17 protein-coding genes and 1 tRNA gene are annotated in these 15,089 nt (G+C 43.5%); 9 read left to right on the top strand and 9 right to left on the bottom strand.

Features of this window, described 5'->3' with window-relative positions; genetic code table 11:
- The first annotated feature begins 71 nt into the window (after nt 1-71).
- Together AC58U0_RS08275 and AC58U0_RS08270 are read left to right on the top strand one after the other, a co-directional pair.
- The gene (locus tag AC58U0_RS08275; protein WP_497378511.1) at nt 72-1,022 is read left to right on the top strand and encodes an ABC transporter permease; all 951 of its coding nucleotides are present in this window, start codon (nt 72-74) and stop codon (nt 1,020-1,022) included.
- 72 nt (nt 1,023-1,094) lie between these two features.
- A complete protein-coding gene (locus tag AC58U0_RS08270; protein ID WP_497378510.1) occupies nt 1,095-1,967 on the top strand; it encodes a carbohydrate ABC transporter permease in 873 nt (290 codons plus the stop codon).
- Nucleotides 1,968-2,045: 78 nt separating this feature from the next.
- Here the strand turns inward: AC58U0_RS08270 and AC58U0_RS08265 are convergent, their stop codons facing one another.
- On the bottom strand, nt 2,046-2,309 hold the full coding sequence (locus AC58U0_RS08265) for a VOC family protein (RefSeq protein WP_497378842.1): 264 nt from the start codon (nt 2,307-2,309) through the stop codon (nt 2,046-2,048).
- Nucleotides 2,310-2,483: 174 nt separating this feature from the next.
- Nucleotides 2,484-4,484 (bottom strand): YhgE/Pip family protein, encoded by a 2,001-nt coding sequence (locus AC58U0_RS08260; RefSeq protein WP_497378509.1) that lies wholly within the window; start codon nt 4,482-4,484, stop codon nt 2,484-2,486.
- Nucleotides 4,485-4,627: 143 nt separating this feature from the next.
- Here AC58U0_RS08260 and AC58U0_RS08255 point away from each other — a divergent pair, with 143 nt between their 5' ends.
- Complete coding sequence (locus tag AC58U0_RS08255; protein WP_497378507.1) at nt 4,628-5,506, top strand: LysR family transcriptional regulator; 879 nt, start codon at nt 4,628-4,630, stop codon at nt 5,504-5,506.
- A gap of 562 nt (nt 5,507-6,068) precedes the next feature.
- On the opposite strand, the gene AC58U0_RS08250 is transcribed toward AC58U0_RS08255, so the two are convergent.
- From AC58U0_RS08250 to AC58U0_RS08235, 4 genes are all read right to left on the bottom strand, one after another.
- Nucleotides 6,069-6,236, bottom strand: a complete 168-nt coding sequence (locus tag AC58U0_RS08250; protein ID WP_235549452.1) for a hypothetical protein — start codon at nt 6,234-6,236, stop codon at nt 6,069-6,071.
- Nucleotides 6,237-6,367: 131 nt separating this feature from the next.
- Complete coding sequence (locus AC58U0_RS08245) at nt 6,368-6,670, bottom strand: hypothetical protein (protein WP_497378506.1); 303 nt, start codon at nt 6,668-6,670, stop codon at nt 6,368-6,370.
- Nucleotides 6,671-7,227: 557 nt separating this feature from the next.
- Nucleotides 7,228-7,707 (bottom strand): hypothetical protein, encoded by a 480-nt coding sequence (locus tag AC58U0_RS08240; RefSeq protein WP_497378505.1) that lies wholly within the window; start codon nt 7,705-7,707, stop codon nt 7,228-7,230.
- A gap of 800 nt (nt 7,708-8,507) precedes the next feature.
- Nucleotides 8,508-8,580: transfer RNA gene (locus AC58U0_RS08235), tRNA-Ala, on the bottom strand.
- Nucleotides 8,581-8,790: 210 nt separating this feature from the next.
- Between AC58U0_RS08235 and AC58U0_RS08230 the strand changes: the two genes are divergently transcribed.
- Together AC58U0_RS08230 and AC58U0_RS08225 are read left to right on the top strand one after the other, a co-directional pair.
- Nucleotides 8,791-9,078 carry a hypothetical protein gene (locus AC58U0_RS08230; RefSeq protein WP_057307042.1) on the top strand — a complete coding sequence of 96 codons (288 nt, stop codon included), beginning with the start codon at nt 8,791-8,793 and terminating at the stop codon, nt 9,076-9,078.
- Between the two features lie 16 nt (nt 9,079-9,094).
- Nucleotides 9,095-9,610 carry a VanZ family protein gene (locus AC58U0_RS08225; protein WP_497378504.1) on the top strand — a complete coding sequence of 172 codons (516 nt, stop codon included), beginning with the start codon at nt 9,095-9,097 and terminating at the stop codon, nt 9,608-9,610.
- On the opposite strand, the gene AC58U0_RS08220 is transcribed toward AC58U0_RS08225, so the two are convergent.
- A complete protein-coding gene (locus AC58U0_RS08220; protein ID WP_156396556.1) occupies nt 9,588-9,737 on the bottom strand; it encodes a hypothetical protein in 150 nt (49 codons plus the stop codon). The two genes, AC58U0_RS08225 and AC58U0_RS08220, sit on opposite strands and share 23 nt — an antisense overlap.
- 114 nt (nt 9,738-9,851) lie before the next feature.
- Between AC58U0_RS08220 and AC58U0_RS08215 the strand changes: the two genes are divergently transcribed.
- Nucleotides 9,852-11,678: an SgrR family transcriptional regulator gene (locus AC58U0_RS08215; protein WP_497378503.1), complete on the top strand. Its 1,827-nt coding sequence runs from the start codon at nt 9,852-9,854 to the stop codon at nt 11,676-11,678.
- A gap of 60 nt (nt 11,679-11,738) precedes the next feature.
- Nucleotides 11,739-12,140, top strand: coding sequence for a hypothetical protein (locus tag AC58U0_RS08210; RefSeq protein ID WP_497378502.1), 402 nt, complete (start codon nt 11,739-11,741; stop codon nt 12,138-12,140).
- Between the two features lie 18 nt (nt 12,141-12,158).
- Here the strand turns inward: AC58U0_RS08210 and AC58U0_RS08205 are convergent, their stop codons facing one another.
- Complete coding sequence (locus AC58U0_RS08205; RefSeq protein WP_057307038.1) at nt 12,159-12,419, bottom strand: hypothetical protein; 261 nt, start codon at nt 12,417-12,419, stop codon at nt 12,159-12,161.
- A gap of 187 nt (nt 12,420-12,606) precedes the next feature.
- Here AC58U0_RS08205 and AC58U0_RS08200 point away from each other — a divergent pair, with 187 nt between their 5' ends.
- Nucleotides 12,607-13,272 carry a tetratricopeptide repeat protein gene (locus tag AC58U0_RS08200; protein WP_497378500.1) on the top strand — a complete coding sequence of 222 codons (666 nt, stop codon included), beginning with the start codon at nt 12,607-12,609 and terminating at the stop codon, nt 13,270-13,272.
- 13 nt (nt 13,273-13,285) lie between these two features.
- Here AC58U0_RS08200 and AC58U0_RS08195 read toward each other — a convergent pair whose 3' ends face one another.
- Nucleotides 13,286-14,338, bottom strand: a complete 1,053-nt coding sequence (locus AC58U0_RS08195; protein ID WP_497378499.1) for an acyltransferase — start codon at nt 14,336-14,338, stop codon at nt 13,286-13,288.
- 271 nt (nt 14,339-14,609) lie between these two features.
- Between AC58U0_RS08195 and AC58U0_RS08190 the strand changes: the two genes are divergently transcribed.
- Entirely contained in the window at nt 14,610-15,041 is a 432-nt protein-coding gene (locus AC58U0_RS08190) for a DUF86 domain-containing protein (protein WP_497378498.1), read from the top strand.
- Nucleotides 15,042-15,089: the final 48 nt, after the last annotated feature.

Genomic DNA, 15,089 nt, shown 5'->3' with positions numbered 1-15,089 from the left:
TTTGTTGATACTATATATATCAGGGTTTCTCAAAATACACAAATGAGTTTTACGGAACGGGGTAGAGAGCTATGGACGCAAATACAGTACATCAAGTGACCCACAAGGCCACCGAAAGTGTGAAAAGGAAAAGCAGTTACAAACAACCATGGATACTTCATCTCATGGTGCTGCCGGCTGTTATATTGGTTTTCATTTTTTCTTACCTTCCCATGTCGGGGATTGTTATGGCTTTTCAGGATTATAAATCAGGATTGGGAATAACCGGCTCCCCGTGGGTTGGCTTGAAGCATTTTCGTTATATGTTTGAGAATGATTATTTTTTGAAAATTACGTGGAATACGCTGTTCTTTGCTTGTACCAAGATCGTGATGAACTTAATCATTCCATTTATTTTCGCTTTGTTATTGAATGAGGTAAGGAACATGGGACTCAAAAGGTCCATCCAAACCCTTGTCTACTTTCCCCACTTTCTTTCATGGGTCACACTCGCAGGAATTCTGATTGATATGCTCGCCCAGACTGGGCTTGTCAATCAGTTCCTTTCCAGTGTGTTCGGCATTAAGCCAATTTTCTTTCTAGGCGACGGTAGTTGGTTCCGATTTACCATTATTTTCAGTGACGTCTGGAAAGAATTTGGGTTTAATACGATTTTCTTCCTAGCCGCGCTTACTGCCATTAATCCAGCGCTGTACGAAGCAGCAGAAGTTGACGGAGCGAGCCGCTTCAAGCAAGCGATGCATATCACCATACCATCCCTTATACCGATCGCAATCGTAGTTGCAACCTTGGCTCTGGGCAATGTACTGAATGCGAATTTCGACCAAGTGTTTAACTTGTATAGCCCTTTGATCTATCAGCAGGGGGATATTATCGACACGTTTGTGTACCGGGAAGGTCTTCTAAGCGGGCAATTCAGCTTCGCAACGGCAGTTGGTCTATTCAAATCATTGATCAGCTTAATCTTAATCATCATATCCTACCGTCTTGCTTATAGATTCGCTGGGTATCGAATTTTCTAAGCGAATGCTTACGAAAACTAAGTAACGCTTACGAAGCCAGTTTACTTACGAAAACTCTAAGGAGGACAACATATGTACCACAAAACGTTATCTTATCGCATATTTTCTGTTTTTAACAATGTGCTGTTGATCATAATATCTATTCTTTGCCTACTGCCGTTGTTCCACTTACTGATGGTGTCTTTTAGCTCAAATGCCCCTGCCAACGCCGGGTTGGTTACGTTTTGGCCGATCGGTTTTACACTTGAAGCCTACGAAAAAACGTTTAACAATGATCAGTTTCTTACATCACTTGGGGTATCCATCAAACGGACGATCCTTGGAACGGCGCTTGGGATGTTCATTAACGCAATTGCAGCTTACGCGCTCTCCAAAGATGCTCGCGTCTTTCGCGCTCGCACTGGGTATCTCTGGTATTTAGTCATAACCATGCTGTTCAACGGGGGCCTGATTCCAAACTATATCCTTATCTATAAGCTTGGTTTAATGAATACGATGTGGGCGCTTATCCTGCCAGGAATGGTAACGGTCTATAACCTCATTCTACTTCTTAATTTCTTCCGTAACGTTCCTAAAGATCTTGAGGAAGCTGCCTTTATTGACGGAGCCGGTCATTTCCGAACCTTCTTCATGATTTACTTGCCGATCTCATTACCGGCCATAGCGACAATTGCATTGTTTACGATGGTGGGACATTGGAATGCTTATTTTGACGGCTTAATCTATATGAAAGATGCTGAACATCTCCCGCTTGCAAGTTTCATGCAAACCATCATTGTTCAAGCGGATATGTCGAAGATTGATTTGTCAGCAGTTGCCAATCAATCTCAACGAACAATTCGGGCATCTCAGATATTTATCGGCGCTCTGCCAGTATTGATGGTCTACGTTTTCCTGCAGCGTTTCTTTGTAAAAGGGATCTCTATCGGCGCCGTCAAGGAATGATGGGATGAACCAGATGGGGACATTGAAGCTATAAAAAAGAAGAACACTGTGGCTACAGTGTTCTTCTTTTTTGACTTCTTACGCCTTCGGCATCTTACTCATATCCATATACAGCACATTCCACCGATGACCATCCAAATCAATGAAACCGGCTCCGTACATCCAGCCCTGATCATGAGGCTCTCCGTAAATAGTGCCGCCAGCCTGTACCGCTTTCTCTAACATTTGATCTACTTCTTCTTTGCTCTCAGCATCAATGGAAAGCAATACTTCGGTACCTTGCTTCGTATCTGCAATTTCATTTTTAGTGAAACTTTTGAATGTGGACTCCGGAAAGAGCATCACGATAACTTTGCTATCTCCGATTAGTAAGCCAGCGGCATCATCACTTGCTCATAGTCATTTCTCCTTTATATTAGAAGTGATTATTCTGAGCACTTATCTTTAATATTAGCATACAAAAAGAAGAGGCTGTCCTCTTCTTTTTGTCCACGACATAATATCACTTTGGTGATATTAATGGGCCGCGGCTTCTTCATGCTTCGCATGTTGGATCATCGTTGCTGCCAAACCAATCATTGCCGCGACGAACAAGTACCCCAGCATAATCAAGGCATGATTCCCGATTTGTGTGTTGCCACCCAGCGTAATGACATGTTGAAGCCCGCGAAGGGCATATGTCATCGGCAAGCATTGACCGATCGCTTTCATAACTGGAGAGCTCAGTTCCGTTGGAAACGTTCCGCCGCAAGTAGCAAGCTGCAGAATTAATAAGGTAACCGCTGCGAATTTACCGACCAAGCCGAATACGTTTACGAGCATGAGAATAATCGTCAGGAACGTAAAGGATACTAATAAGGTAAATAAAATGAACAGCGGAATGCTGGTGACCTGCAATTTGAACCCGAGAAGAACGATCGAGTCCACTATAGCGGTTTGGATTAAACCGATTGAATAGAACAGACCGAGCTTATTAGCAAAGTGCGTGCTTCCTGCAATATTGGGCTCCTGCCGACGACCAAGAGGAAGGATGTTGGCCGCCATTATACCACCTACGAAGAACGCCAAACATAGGAAATACGGAGCAATACCGCTGCCGTAGTTTGGTACGTTCGTTAACTTCGATTCGACAAGTTGAACAGGCTCGGCAAACATCGATGACCTAGCATCATCTGTATGAATACCTGACGTTTTCTGTGCGGCATCATTTAATTTGTTCGATAGCTCTCCGGAACCGTCTGTCAACTGAATGAGTCCGTTCATCAGTTCATTAGCACCCGTATCCAGCCTTTGACCGCCGTTCGCGAGTTGATTGACTCCTCCGGCAAACAGCTCGAAACCGTTGCCCCATTTCACAAAGCTCTCTTTCAGCTTCGCTGAGCCATCGGATAATTGAGTAACTCCGTCAGCAGCCAGCTTCAGCTTGCTGCCGAAGGTTTGAATACCTTCATTCGTTTGGACTTGTCCGTCACTTAGCTTTTGCGAGCTATCCGACAGTTTGGACAGAGTTGCGGACATACGTTCTAAGTTTGAAGTCAATCCTTCGGATGCTTTCACAAGGCTTTGCAGCTTGTCATCGTTAGCAGCATCAGGATGTGCGCTGACATAGTCGGCCAAGGCCTTGTTCAGACTTTTAGCGTCCTGCGCAGCTTGATCTTGTCCCTGAGCAGCTTGTTTGCTTCCGTCCGTCCACTCTTTAAAGCTTTGGGAGATCTGAGAGGAGCCGGATTCGATCGACTGATGGCTGTCGGCAAGCCGTTTCATATTTTCAGCCAAATTGGCAGTTCCTTCAGTAATGCTTTGAACTCCTTGCTGCAGCTTTTGTTCGTTTTCAATTAATAGGCTGCTGCTTTCTTGTAACCGCGAGGCACCTCCGGTTATTTGGCTAATGCCATCCGATAGCCGGGAAAATCCATCTTTGACTTGAGCAGTGCCTTGGTTTAAGGATTTCGCGCCGTTACCGGCATCGCTAATGCCTTTGGCCAGCTCCTGCATATTGGCGAAAACGCCGTCGGCATAAGATTTGGTAATGCTGGCGTCAATTTTTGCCTTCATCTCCTTGACGGCTGTAGAACCGACTTGGGAAGCAACGTAGTTGGTTCCAGCATTCGTTCTATAAATCAGCTGTGCCGGCTTCGGATGCTCGTCCATGAGCGTGCCGACATCTTGGGAGAAATTTTCAGGCAGCGTGATCGTCATATAATATCGTCCTTTTGTTAAGCCGTCTTCTGCTTCAACCGAAGTAACGAAATGAAAGTCTAGCTCTTTGTTTTTTTGCAGTTCGTTAACAAAATCTTCACCCGCGTGGATTGGCTTGTTGTCTAAGACGGATCCTTGGTCCATATTCACAATAGCAACGGGTAATTCAGTTAGTCTGACGTAGGGATTCCAGTACCCAGCTAAAAAGAATCCGGCATAGATCAGGGGAACCAGAACAAGAAACCCGAGTGCGATTCGTCCGTGCTTATGCTGCAGCAGAGCTTTCCAATCCCGGAGGATGAGTTGAACACCCTTCATAATCCTATCTTCACTTCCTTATAATTTGGTCTTGTTGATATCACTTCCCTTATTGTAGCTACTCCGAATGATAAAGTATAATATATAATTGATTATAAAATGATAGCTTTTAGTCTATTAACTATTGAGGGAATGATCGTTCATTGGAGTTTATTCAGCTTCACTATTTTCAAACCGTTGCCCGCTTGGAACACATGACGAAAGCGGCAGAAGAACTACAAATCGCCCAACCTTCCTTAAGCAAGACTATCGCCCGTCTAGAAAAAGATTTGGGTGTACCTTTATTTGACCGCAAAGGCCGCCAAATCCGCTTGAATCCTTTTGGCAAAGCTTTTCTAGCTAGGGTGGAACGCGCATTCATGGAATTGAACGAGGGGAGAAGGGAACTTCAGGATTTAGCGGGGCTGCATGAAGGAACGATCACGTTGGCCGTGACGATTCCTCGAATATTGCCAGATTTGCTTGGAGCTTTCCTGACGCAATATCCACGCGTACGGCTTCGGCAGTTAATTGAATCGACATCCTCCATGAGGCGCCTATTGGAAAACGGGGAAATCGACTTGTGCATTTCTTCGATTCCGATCGAAGGATGTGATATCGAATGGAAACCGCTCATAACGGAGGAAATCTTTCTGTTAGCTCCACCCGAACATCGGTTAGCGGGGCGTGAGGCGATCTCTCTTTTGGAAGTGAAGGATGAGCCGTTTATTAGCATGAACGAGGGGTACGGCTTTCGGAACCTGACGGACGCATTTTGCCGAGAGGCTGGTTTTACGCCTAATATTGCTTTCCAAGGGGATGAACCCAATATGATCGGCAGCTTGGTACGAAAAGGGTTGGGCGTTGCATTCGTACCTGCCTTATCCTTGCCGGATGTATCGGATCCTTCACCTGTACGGCTTAGGATCACGTCTCCTGCCTGTCACCGAACAATCGGAATGGCCTGGTCAAACAGTCGTTATCTGTCACAAGCTGCCGGGCGGTTTCAGCAGTTTATTGTCGATTATTTCGCTAATCTATGATCTTTGTATCACAAATTTCCAATACCTCGAATAGACATGCAGACTTACAAAGTAGATGTAAGATGCGAACAAACAAAAAATCCGCAACCTTAGAGGGGCGGATTGTAGGATTGGTTAGTGGAAGCTCATAACTAGGATCCAATTGAACCGGTGATTAAACCGCTTTCAAATTATTTCGCTTTTAATTATGTAAGGAAGAAGATCACAAGATATATCCGCTTTGAGATCAAGGATACATTGCGAAGCTTGCTGCTCATCAATCCCCAGAATACTAGTTAAGTAAAATAGCATGTGATCATAGATCGAGTTGAAATTCTCTAGTTCGTTGGGGTTATCGGACAAATATTTTTGATGTTTCTTAACGAAATTCTCGGTGACAGGATTCAAAATGATATACCTCCAACTGGTTATAAAATCAATCTATCACAATTGGTTAGAGGTTGAATAGGAATTTTTTTATATCTATGTGTGACCATATCCATACTAATTATTTGTCCTGTACTTTAATACTTGATTTATCGTCGAATGTGAGGAATTCTAATCGTAAATTGTGAAGTATGCGCTATTTGCGCTCTTTGATAAGTTCTTTAATTTCTTCAAATTGTCTCATAATTTTTTTATAGGTTAGATATCCAAAAAGTGCCTTTAGCCCAAAGAAAATAACCGCCCCAATAATAATCAAAATATAATTGTGACTTATGACTTCAATCGCTTGATTTAATTTTTCCATTTGGCGGGCCTCCAAAATATTTCTTATCATGGAACAATTATGGTCAAAGCAGCCCGATGATAAACCACCTAATGGATAGTAAGGAAGTAGAACAGAGCCGCACGGGAAATTCGCCCGACTCTGTTACAAATTTATTTTTGAGTTTGTTCTCCTCTGTGCCCACCATGCCAAGTACCTTGATGCTCTTGATGTTGGCCGGTCCAATGTCCACTATGCCCGTGACTTCCTTGCTGGTGACCACCGTGCATACCATGATAAGGCATTGGATAGTAATGTGGATGATGTGGATGATGTGGATATGGAACAGGATAAATGATCACTGGATGATGATGCATATGAGGATGATATGGATGGTATGGATGATGTGGGTGGTGTGGATGATGTGGATGATGTGGATGATGCGGATTAACATGATGACTTTGGTTGTAACTCATTGTTTAATCTCCTCCAAATTTTGATACACCAACCTATGTAGAAATATAATAACTGGATGCTTGACTATAACGATTTGGGCTTTCCAAAGGAACATAAGCAGCTTGATCTTGAGCTGATTAATAAAACATTTAAGTGAGATTATAGGTAAATAATTATATACAATTGCACGTTATAATGTGGAAGTGTTACACCCCTTAACAGACCATTCAGTGGTCCAATCACATCACAGCGTCAAGGGTTCAAGTTTATGCTTAAGTGTAACGAGGCACTACGCGGGCAGGATTGCTTAAGCTGCGCATGGAGCAGAAACAGAAGGAATATGTATAGGCGGTGTACATGTGGCGTGTAAATGCGGAAATGAAAAATGCCACGGGTTCCAGTTGCTCTACCCGAAGGAGCTTCCCGAGGTTCCAGAGCGCAAAGAGTTGCTGATAGAAAAGTATGGAGATGTGAAGTTCGAATTGGGGATCAGTCCGAGTAGTGGGGAGATATTCACCACGTTTTATGAACTGCATGTCGTAACAAAATGAATATTTGAAATTTATTGGTCAATGAACTATGTCTTAACCCGAGTTATGTAAAGAATTAATTTCTCTAACAGATGAAAGAGTAATCCGGTAACGAGTCCACACACGAGTCCAGTAATAGGGTATGTGCCTAAGAATTTTAAACTAGACCCTGGGACCCCTCCAATCGTAAGGCCAAAAAAGAATCCAGTAAGTCTGAATTCACGGAAACTCCTATTTTGGGCAATAGCAGCATAATTGTATGCGTGCCACATTGAGAAACTGTAAACAGCCGGGAAAAATAAAACTGGTAAGTCTGAATATAGAATGTTTGCCTTTTTAAAATTTCCTGAAAAGATAAGAAAAATGACCATGTTTAATTTGGAACGAGTTACTACGAACATGGTTATGAAAATAAATGCAAATCCCATGATTTTCTTGCCTAGATACAGATGACCTAATCCAGGCATTGCAACTGACCATAATAAAGCTACAAATTTGTTTGTGTTCACAGGATGATCTTGATTCATTAATTGAAATTCTCCTAAAGAGCTTAATTGCTAATAAATTTCCCTAATTGGTCCATTATTATCCACTTTGGAAAATGCATTAGTATCAAAGAGTTTTTAGGGATTGGCCGGTATCAATCTTATAACCTTCTTAAGTCAGGAAAGTTTCATGTTGTCCAGGTCGGCAAAAGAGTTTTCGTGGATAAAGAGATATTTAAGAAGTGGCCGCAAGGCGCATAGATAAGATGGGAGGAGGGGATAACTCTTCTCTTTTGTTATTGTTCCAAAAATGGCACCCAATTACGCTTTAGCACTTTAGTGTAATAACGGGCGCCGATATGGCACCAATTTGATTTAAGGCACCAAATCCAAGTAAGAAAAATAAGAAAAAAACCCTTGATCTACATGGGTTTTTCGGTATGGAGCCTAGGGGGATGTATGAATCTAGATTGAAATGGCTAACGAAGAAGACTCGACGCAGACGAACTTAGCGGTAGATTCAGACGCCATGCTCCTCCACTCCGTTCCGTCCGCGCGGGCGAACCCTTCGGGGTTCTCTCCCCACAGCTCCAAATAAAAAAAAACCACAACCAGTAAGGTTGTGATGCTTCTTTTTAGTATGGAGCCTAGGGGGATGTATGAATCTAGATTGAAATGGCTAACGAAGAAGACTCGACGCAGACGAACTTAGCGGTATATTCAGACGCCGTGCTCCTCCACTCCGTTCCGTCCGCGCGGGCGAACCCTTCGGGGTTCTCTCCCCACAGCTCCAAATAAAAAAAGCACCACAACCAGTAAGGTTGTGATGCTTCTTTTTAGTATGGAGCCTAGGGGGATCGAACCCCTGACCTCATCGCTGCCAGCGATGCGCTCTCCCAGCTGAGCTAAGGCCCCTCAATGTCGCTTAGTTAATGTCGACTTTTCGTATTATACATGAATTATTCAGCTCAAGCAAGTCCTGAGTCGGAGAATTTTTCTATAGTTTTTCTTCCTTGTATAACCATTTGACGTTTCTGTTGCAAAGGGCGGCAAACGTTGTTTTCAGCCGGTTATTCATGCTAACCTATTAGAATAAACTAGTTGATCGTGTGGGAGTGTTGGAGAGTGTCTAATGCGGTGTTGTATTGGGTTTTCTTAGGTGTAGCTTTTGTAATTCCGTTTGTCATCGGTGTGTGGTTAATGCGGAAAACGAATCGATTGGGATTCTCTTTCTGGATAACGACAGCTTTGAATATGGTTATGACGTTGGCTGCTGCGTTTTGGTGGAAGTCTGTGACAGATGATCCGTTCCGCATGATGTTTGGAATGGCCTTTTATGGGGTATCTGCAGTAAATCTGATGGTTATTGAATTTTTTGCTTTATTCAGCATTCGTAAGAAATTGAATCCTTAAGGGGAATGATTCACTCATGTCGAAATCATATTCAAAATTTTATTTCTATTTTTTCTTGATTGCTGCCGTCCTTTGGATGGCGTTTATTTTTTTAAAGTCGGCAGAATCGTACCAGCAGCAGAGCTTGCGGCCGTTGTTGGAATCCAAGCTTTCGGGTGTTCAACTGATGAACTTATTCCCACATTGGGAGTTCTCCTATGACCACCAAAAGATCTCGTGGCAGGATCCCATTGGTGTCATCGAGTTCTTCATAAGAAAAGCAGGGCATGTTAGCGAGTACGCTATCCTTGCCCTGCTCTGGTCCTTAGCACTGCTGGCGAAGCCTGTAAAAGTGGTCATGGCACTGCTCACCTCCTCCATCATTTCGTTAGTTTATGCGGCTTCCGATGAATGGCATCAAACTTTTGTAAAGGATCGAACGGGGCATGGGATTGATGTTGCTGTTGATGCCGTCGGTATACTTCTGGCCGTTCTCCTCGTCCTAGTGGTTCTCTGGATAAGAACTAGGATTAAACGAAGAAGAATAAGTTAGTTAGAAGCATGTAGACTTTTCGTTTTTTAATCGATTTCCATTTCCAATGCTCGCGAGCTTCGCTTTCCAAATCTTGCTGCTGCCATTGCATCAGCTTCTCGGATACGTATAGGTCTGTAGGTTGCATACGGTTCACCTTCCTTTCTTTTCCTGTTAGGTCTAGTTTACATCTAGAATAAGGGGAACAAAAAGAGTATAATTCTCTTTAACGATTTCCCCTTTTATGGAAAGGATGTTGAGAATGCAGCTTTTGACCCATTTCTTAGAGCTACGGGCTAGTTTTGAACATGGGGTAGAACATGAACCGCAACCTATAACGTTAGATGAATTGGCAGATAGATTGTATTGTACAACACGTAATGTAAAGATTTTGCTTAAAAAAATGATGGAGCAAGGCTGGGTATCCTGGAAGCCTGGAAGAGGAAGAGGTAATGTGTCCGAGCTTACGTTTCTTGTTTCCTCGGAGGATATGATTTCAAAGCAGGCGATGGAGCTGGCGGGCCGAGGCGATTATAAAGGGACGATTGAACTGATACACCAATTGGGCAAGGGAGAGGGGCTGCAGGACTCTTTCATCGATTGGTTGTTCAGTTTTTTTGGTTATCGTGCAGTCGAACTTGAGGAGCGTTATAAGGACACACTACGGTTTCCGGTCTATAAATGGTTGGTGACTTTGGATCCGGCGCACTCTTTTTATGCATTTGACTGTCATCTCATTAATCAAATATTTGACACGCTGATTGTGTATAATCCGCAAACAACGATCTTTGAGCCCCATTTGGCGCATTATTGGGAAGTTAGCGAGGATGGCTTACATTATACGTTTTATTTGCGAAAAGGCGTGCTGTTTCATCACGGCAGAGAGATGACAGCGCATGATGTTTTTTACACATTTTCGAGATTGAAGGAGCTTGGTCTTTCGGCATGTCAAGGTTGGATGAGCGAAAGTATTGAGAATATGACGGTACTAAATCGAAGTGCGATTGCTATCGAGTTGATGCAGCCGAATGTGCTCTTTTTGCAGCAGTTATCGCATTCCTCGATGGCTATCCTGCCGGAGGATATTTGTCGGGATAACGAGGGAATCTTCGGACGTATGCCCATTGGGACAGGACCATTCAGACTTGAACGAAATGATGATTATATCTGTAAACTTCGTGCTTTCGATGGATATTTTGGAGTTAGGCCACATCTGGATCAAGTAGAAATCTGGCTTTTGCCGCAGGATTTATCTGAGGTTGGCCCTAGTTGGGATATGGTGCAAGTGCTTTGCGACCATACGAATTCCCGTAAACCTGTTGGTGCTGTCGGTAAAGATACAGAATGGCACCAGATTGAGCAGTCGATTCTCGGCTGCAGCCTGCTCACTTTTAATCAGAATAAAAAAGGGCCTCAGCAGGATACTCGATTCCGCAAAGCGATTGACCTGATTATGGATCGTGATCGAATGATTGAGGAGCTTGGAGGCTTCAGAGAAGCACCTGCCAGCAGTTTTTTACTGACATTGGATCGCAAAGGAGCTGTCTCGGGTTATCGTACTGATTTCGTTGAGGCTAAGCGCCTTCTTGATGAAATGGGGTATGACGGTGAGCCCCTTCACATGTACATTTATAGTAACAACAACGAAGATGCTTTATGGATCTGTGAGCAGTGTATCAAAATTGGAATTAGGATTGAACTGACAACCCGGAGTAAGTCAGATATGATGGGGCTGGACACGATCCAAGAAGCGGATCTCATATTCTATCACATTTGTATGGAAAGCGATTATGACCTTCATATTATTCAGACGCTTAAGCAAAGTAACAGCTACGTCCGCGCTCATTTAAATAGCGATCAAATGGCATGGGTTGATGCAGAAATCGATCAAATTCTCCAAAATGCAAGTCAAGAAGCGCGCATATGCAAGCTAAACGAGTTAATTGAAGTACTTCAGGAGGAGAAGTCGTTTCTGTTCGTGCTCCATCGTTCTCAGCAAACCACGTATCATGATTCGATCAAGGGAGTGAGCATTAACGATTTGGGGTGGGTTGATTTTCGGAAAATATGGTTCACTCCAAGCGTTTGATAAATCCTATAAAACTGGAAATACTCTTCTTAATAAAAGGTAACATTAGGAGGGTATGACATGAGGGAAATTAAACAGGCGAACATTGTTCGTTTCACGGAACGTAATGATGTTCGGTGCGCCGATGTCGAAGTTAAAGCTGATGGTATAAAAGGGATTTTACTAGCTGAATTCACGGCCACGAAGGATAATGACTTTGACATGAGACATGTGTATCGCAAAGACGCATCGAATGAAATCGACTGGTATGATAACAATTTACATGAGGCGTTTAAAGATATTTCTGAGGAATTGTTCAACAACAAGGGGCTTAATAAAGAATGGGGCGAGCGCGAGTCGTTCATAGAAGAGATACTGTCGTTCGGTTCGATTCGGAAAGAGCTGGAAGAACATTTTCATCGTACTCGTACAGCTTCGCTTTTCCATACAGACGATGTGGAAGATCAGACCTTTTTACATTAATAAAAAAATAAACGACCGTTAAGGTCGTCTAGTATATGGTTCGTAGCGGCTTTCCATCGCGTGCCAGCGTGCATTAGCCACGAAGAAACCTATGAAGACAAAGACGAGAAGACGAATCGGCAGCCAAACTAATTTGAGCTCTTGAAAACTAAGAAATTCGATGACACTAAACAATAACGTGAGTCCGATACCCCAAGGGAGCAGGCCGAACAGAATTAAATACTTGGATCTTCCCAGTTGTTTTCTTTTGTGCCAAATTTCTTTACGTGGATCGCTCATAGATTAACTCCCTTTTTCTTTTCATTATAGCACCGCTTCAAAAAAATCTCGAATGATGCTCTATCCTTCAGATGAATAGTAAATCGTGGAAGCACTTAGCTAAAGGCTGAGTGCTTTTTTCTTTGAATAGTGATGACCAATCTAGGAAGATTATGGTAGGATAAGGAAGTTGAAAGGAGGGTTTACCGTGCTTACTAAATTACTTGCTTTCGGTTTATTATGGCGTCTTGTTGGCAATCCGTTTCTCGCTCTTCTTATTTTATTAGTCATTCTGTACGTGCTGGACAGAAGATTTATCGGGTTAACACCAAACATTTTCAAGCCATTTCAATTAAGTCGCAGAGCATCTAGATTGCGAAGTGACTTGCACGCTAATCCGCATAATACGTCAGCTAAATTGGAGTTGGCAAGGATTCTAATCGAGCGCAAAAAGTTCAGCGAAGCGCTTCCCTACTTGGAACAAACTCTGTCTATTATGGAAGAATCTGCAGACGTCCACTATGAGATTGGCCTTTGCCACCTGAAACTTGGGAATCTCAACAAGGGTGAAAGCTATATGCTCAAAGCGGTAGAATTAAATCCACGAGTTAAATTTGGCGAAGCTTATTTACGACTTGGTGAAGCTTTGGCTTCATCGTCACCAGTGAGAGCGGCGCAATACATCGAGCAATTCCGAGACCTGCATTCTTCGTCGGTTGAAGCTTACTACCGTCTTGGTCAGCTGTACCAGCAGCTCGGCCGCTCAGAAGATGCTAAGCGCGCTTACCGCGAAGCGCTGGATATTCACCGCGGCTTGCCGCGCTACAGCCGCAGACAGCAGCGGCGATGGGCGCTATTAGCCCGCTTTAAATGAAAGAAGGTTCCGCTCAGTTGGCGGAACCTTTTCTTTGTGCGCTCGTATACAGCCGCACGAGCAGCCAAGAGCCAAGCAGTCCGATGAGAATCGACGCGACCGTGTGTAGATCGTACAGCCAGAGCTGCTCCTTTGCTGGCGCGATGCGATCCCAAAGCGTCAGAAGCGCAGGATGTACGAGGTAGATGCCGAAAGAAGCTCCGCCTAAGGCTGATAAGGCGGTGCCGAGCGGTGAGCCGCTCTGGAGCAGTTTACGCCCCCATTGAATGCAGCATAGCGGGATCGCCATACAATACAGGAGAAGCGCTAGCTCGAACCATGAATTTTCTATAGAAGCAAGCCCATATTCGTGGAGCAATAGCATCCCAACAAAAGCGGCACCTGCTAGGAGCATGATGCTCCAAATCCAACCTTTAAAGCGGAGAGACCAAGCAACAATCGCCGCATAATGAATGCCCATGAAAGCGCCGAAAGCAAATAAAGCTGAATAGCTTAGAAACAGGGAGGCGTACTCTGGAAGAGGATACACCCAATGATGAAAGCAGTAAGCAACTGCTTGAATTCCGATACCTATAGGAATAAGTCCTTGGCGAAACCGATGAGACCGTCTAGCAGCCGTAATCATCAGAGGGAATAAGAGATAGAACTGAACAATAATGACCATATAATAGAGATGATAGCTGGCATTTCCCGACATGAGCAGTTTGATAACGTATATAACGTCAAAACCAATGTTGCCATGAAATATGAATTGATTGAATAAGTAATAAAAAAGTGACCAAAGCACATAGGGAATCAGAATTTTTCGCAAACGTTTCGTCCAGAAAACCCGCGACATTCCCGGCTCCCAGCGGTCGTAGTACGTATAAAATAAGACAACACCACTGATCCAAATAAAGAGTGGAACGGTGAACAAGCTGGTCTTGTTGAGGATGAAAAATACGGCATGAGATCCAGTTCCTAACGGCAGCTGAGTCGCGCCTGAAGTACCATGAATGACGAGGACTGCGATGATCGCTATTGCGCGTACGATGTCTATTTCGGTAAGCTTGGGCCTTGATAGCATGTCTATGACTCTCCTTTTTTCACTTTTTTCACTCTATCATGAAAGAAATGAGAGAACAATACGGTTCCCAAGAGAATCTTGCTTGGCTTGACGCTCCCCCGCACCCGCGATAAACTGAGAGTAGAATGAACCAAGTGAAAGTCAAGAGGGTGAATGAACGTGAGTTATGAATACGTCATGCAGGCTGTATTGTTAGTATTTCTGGTTATAATTACTTTTTTTGCAATGATGATTTGGACGAAATGGCGAAAAAGAGGACGGAGATAGCCCCATGTATTTTATTAATCATGATCAGATCAATCAAAGAATTCAATTTCTGGCTGCTTTAGCTGATGCTAGCAAGCAATTAGAAGAACAGTGGGCGAAAGGTACCAATGATGTTGTATGGCAGCTTGCGCAGGAACGTGTTCTGCATTTAGCGATCGAGACAGTGACAGATATTGGGAGCTTGCTGATTGATGCTTTTATACTAAGAGATGCTAGCAGCTATGAGGATATCGTGGAAATTGTACATGGAGAAGGCGCCTATTCCGAAACATTGACAGAGACGCTGCTTCAGCTCGTGAAGCTCAGGAAGCCTCTTGTCCAGGACTATGTTGACTGGAACCGCGAGGAATTGAACCCGTTAATTTCGAAACTTCCAGCAGCTTTTGAAGAATTTGCAGCGAGTGTTCGAGCTTTTATTAAGAGCGAATTGGAATAACATACATAGTTGTTTCTTAATTTACTTATTGTTAACAATGCTGTAAAA

Source organism: Paenibacillus sp. J31P190 (genome assembly GCF_059692075.1).
The sequence above is the reverse complement of the archived record's forward strand: the minus strand, read 5'-3'. Positions and strand labels throughout refer to the sequence as shown.

Excerpts from the sequence above, each read along its gene's own strand:
- AC58U0_RS08210 (WP_497378502.1), top strand. The coding sequence starts at position 11,739 with ATGAGGGAAATTAAACAGGCGAACATTGTTCGTTTCACGGAACGTAAT.
- AC58U0_RS08240 (WP_497378505.1), bottom strand. The coding sequence starts at position 7,707 with ATGAATCAAGATCATCCTGTGAACACAAACAAATTTGTAGCTTTATTA.
- AC58U0_RS08265 (WP_497378842.1), bottom strand. The coding sequence starts at position 2,309 with ATGCTCTTTCCGGAGTCCACATTCAAAAGTTTCACTAAAAATGAAATT.
- AC58U0_RS08205 (WP_057307038.1), bottom strand. The coding sequence starts at position 12,419 with ATGAGCGATCCACGTAAAGAAATTTGGCACAAAAGAAAACAACTGGGA.
- AC58U0_RS08225 (WP_497378504.1), top strand. The coding sequence starts at position 9,095 with ATGTCGAAATCATATTCAAAATTTTATTTCTATTTTTTCTTGATTGCT.
- AC58U0_RS08275 (WP_497378511.1), top strand. The coding sequence starts at position 72 with ATGGACGCAAATACAGTACATCAAGTGACCCACAAGGCCACCGAAAGT.
- AC58U0_RS08220 (WP_156396556.1), bottom strand. The coding sequence starts at position 9,737 with ATGCAACCTACAGACCTATACGTATCCGAGAAGCTGATGCAATGGCAG.
- AC58U0_RS08195 (WP_497378499.1), bottom strand. The coding sequence starts at position 14,338 with ATGCTATCAAGGCCCAAGCTTACCGAAATAGACATCGTACGCGCAATA.
- AC58U0_RS08215 (WP_497378503.1), top strand. The coding sequence starts at position 9,852 with ATGCAGCTTTTGACCCATTTCTTAGAGCTACGGGCTAGTTTTGAACAT.
- AC58U0_RS08270 (WP_497378510.1), top strand. The coding sequence starts at position 1,095 with ATGTACCACAAAACGTTATCTTATCGCATATTTTCTGTTTTTAACAAT.
- AC58U0_RS08260 (WP_497378509.1), bottom strand. The coding sequence starts at position 4,484 with ATGAAGGGTGTTCAACTCATCCTCCGGGATTGGAAAGCTCTGCTGCAG.
- AC58U0_RS08245 (WP_497378506.1), bottom strand. The coding sequence starts at position 6,670 with ATGAGTTACAACCAAAGTCATCATGTTAATCCGCATCATCCACATCAT.
- AC58U0_RS08190 (WP_497378498.1), top strand. The coding sequence starts at position 14,610 with ATGTATTTTATTAATCATGATCAGATCAATCAAAGAATTCAATTTCTG.
- AC58U0_RS08250 (WP_235549452.1), bottom strand. The coding sequence starts at position 6,236 with ATGGAAAAATTAAATCAAGCGATTGAAGTCATAAGTCACAATTATATT.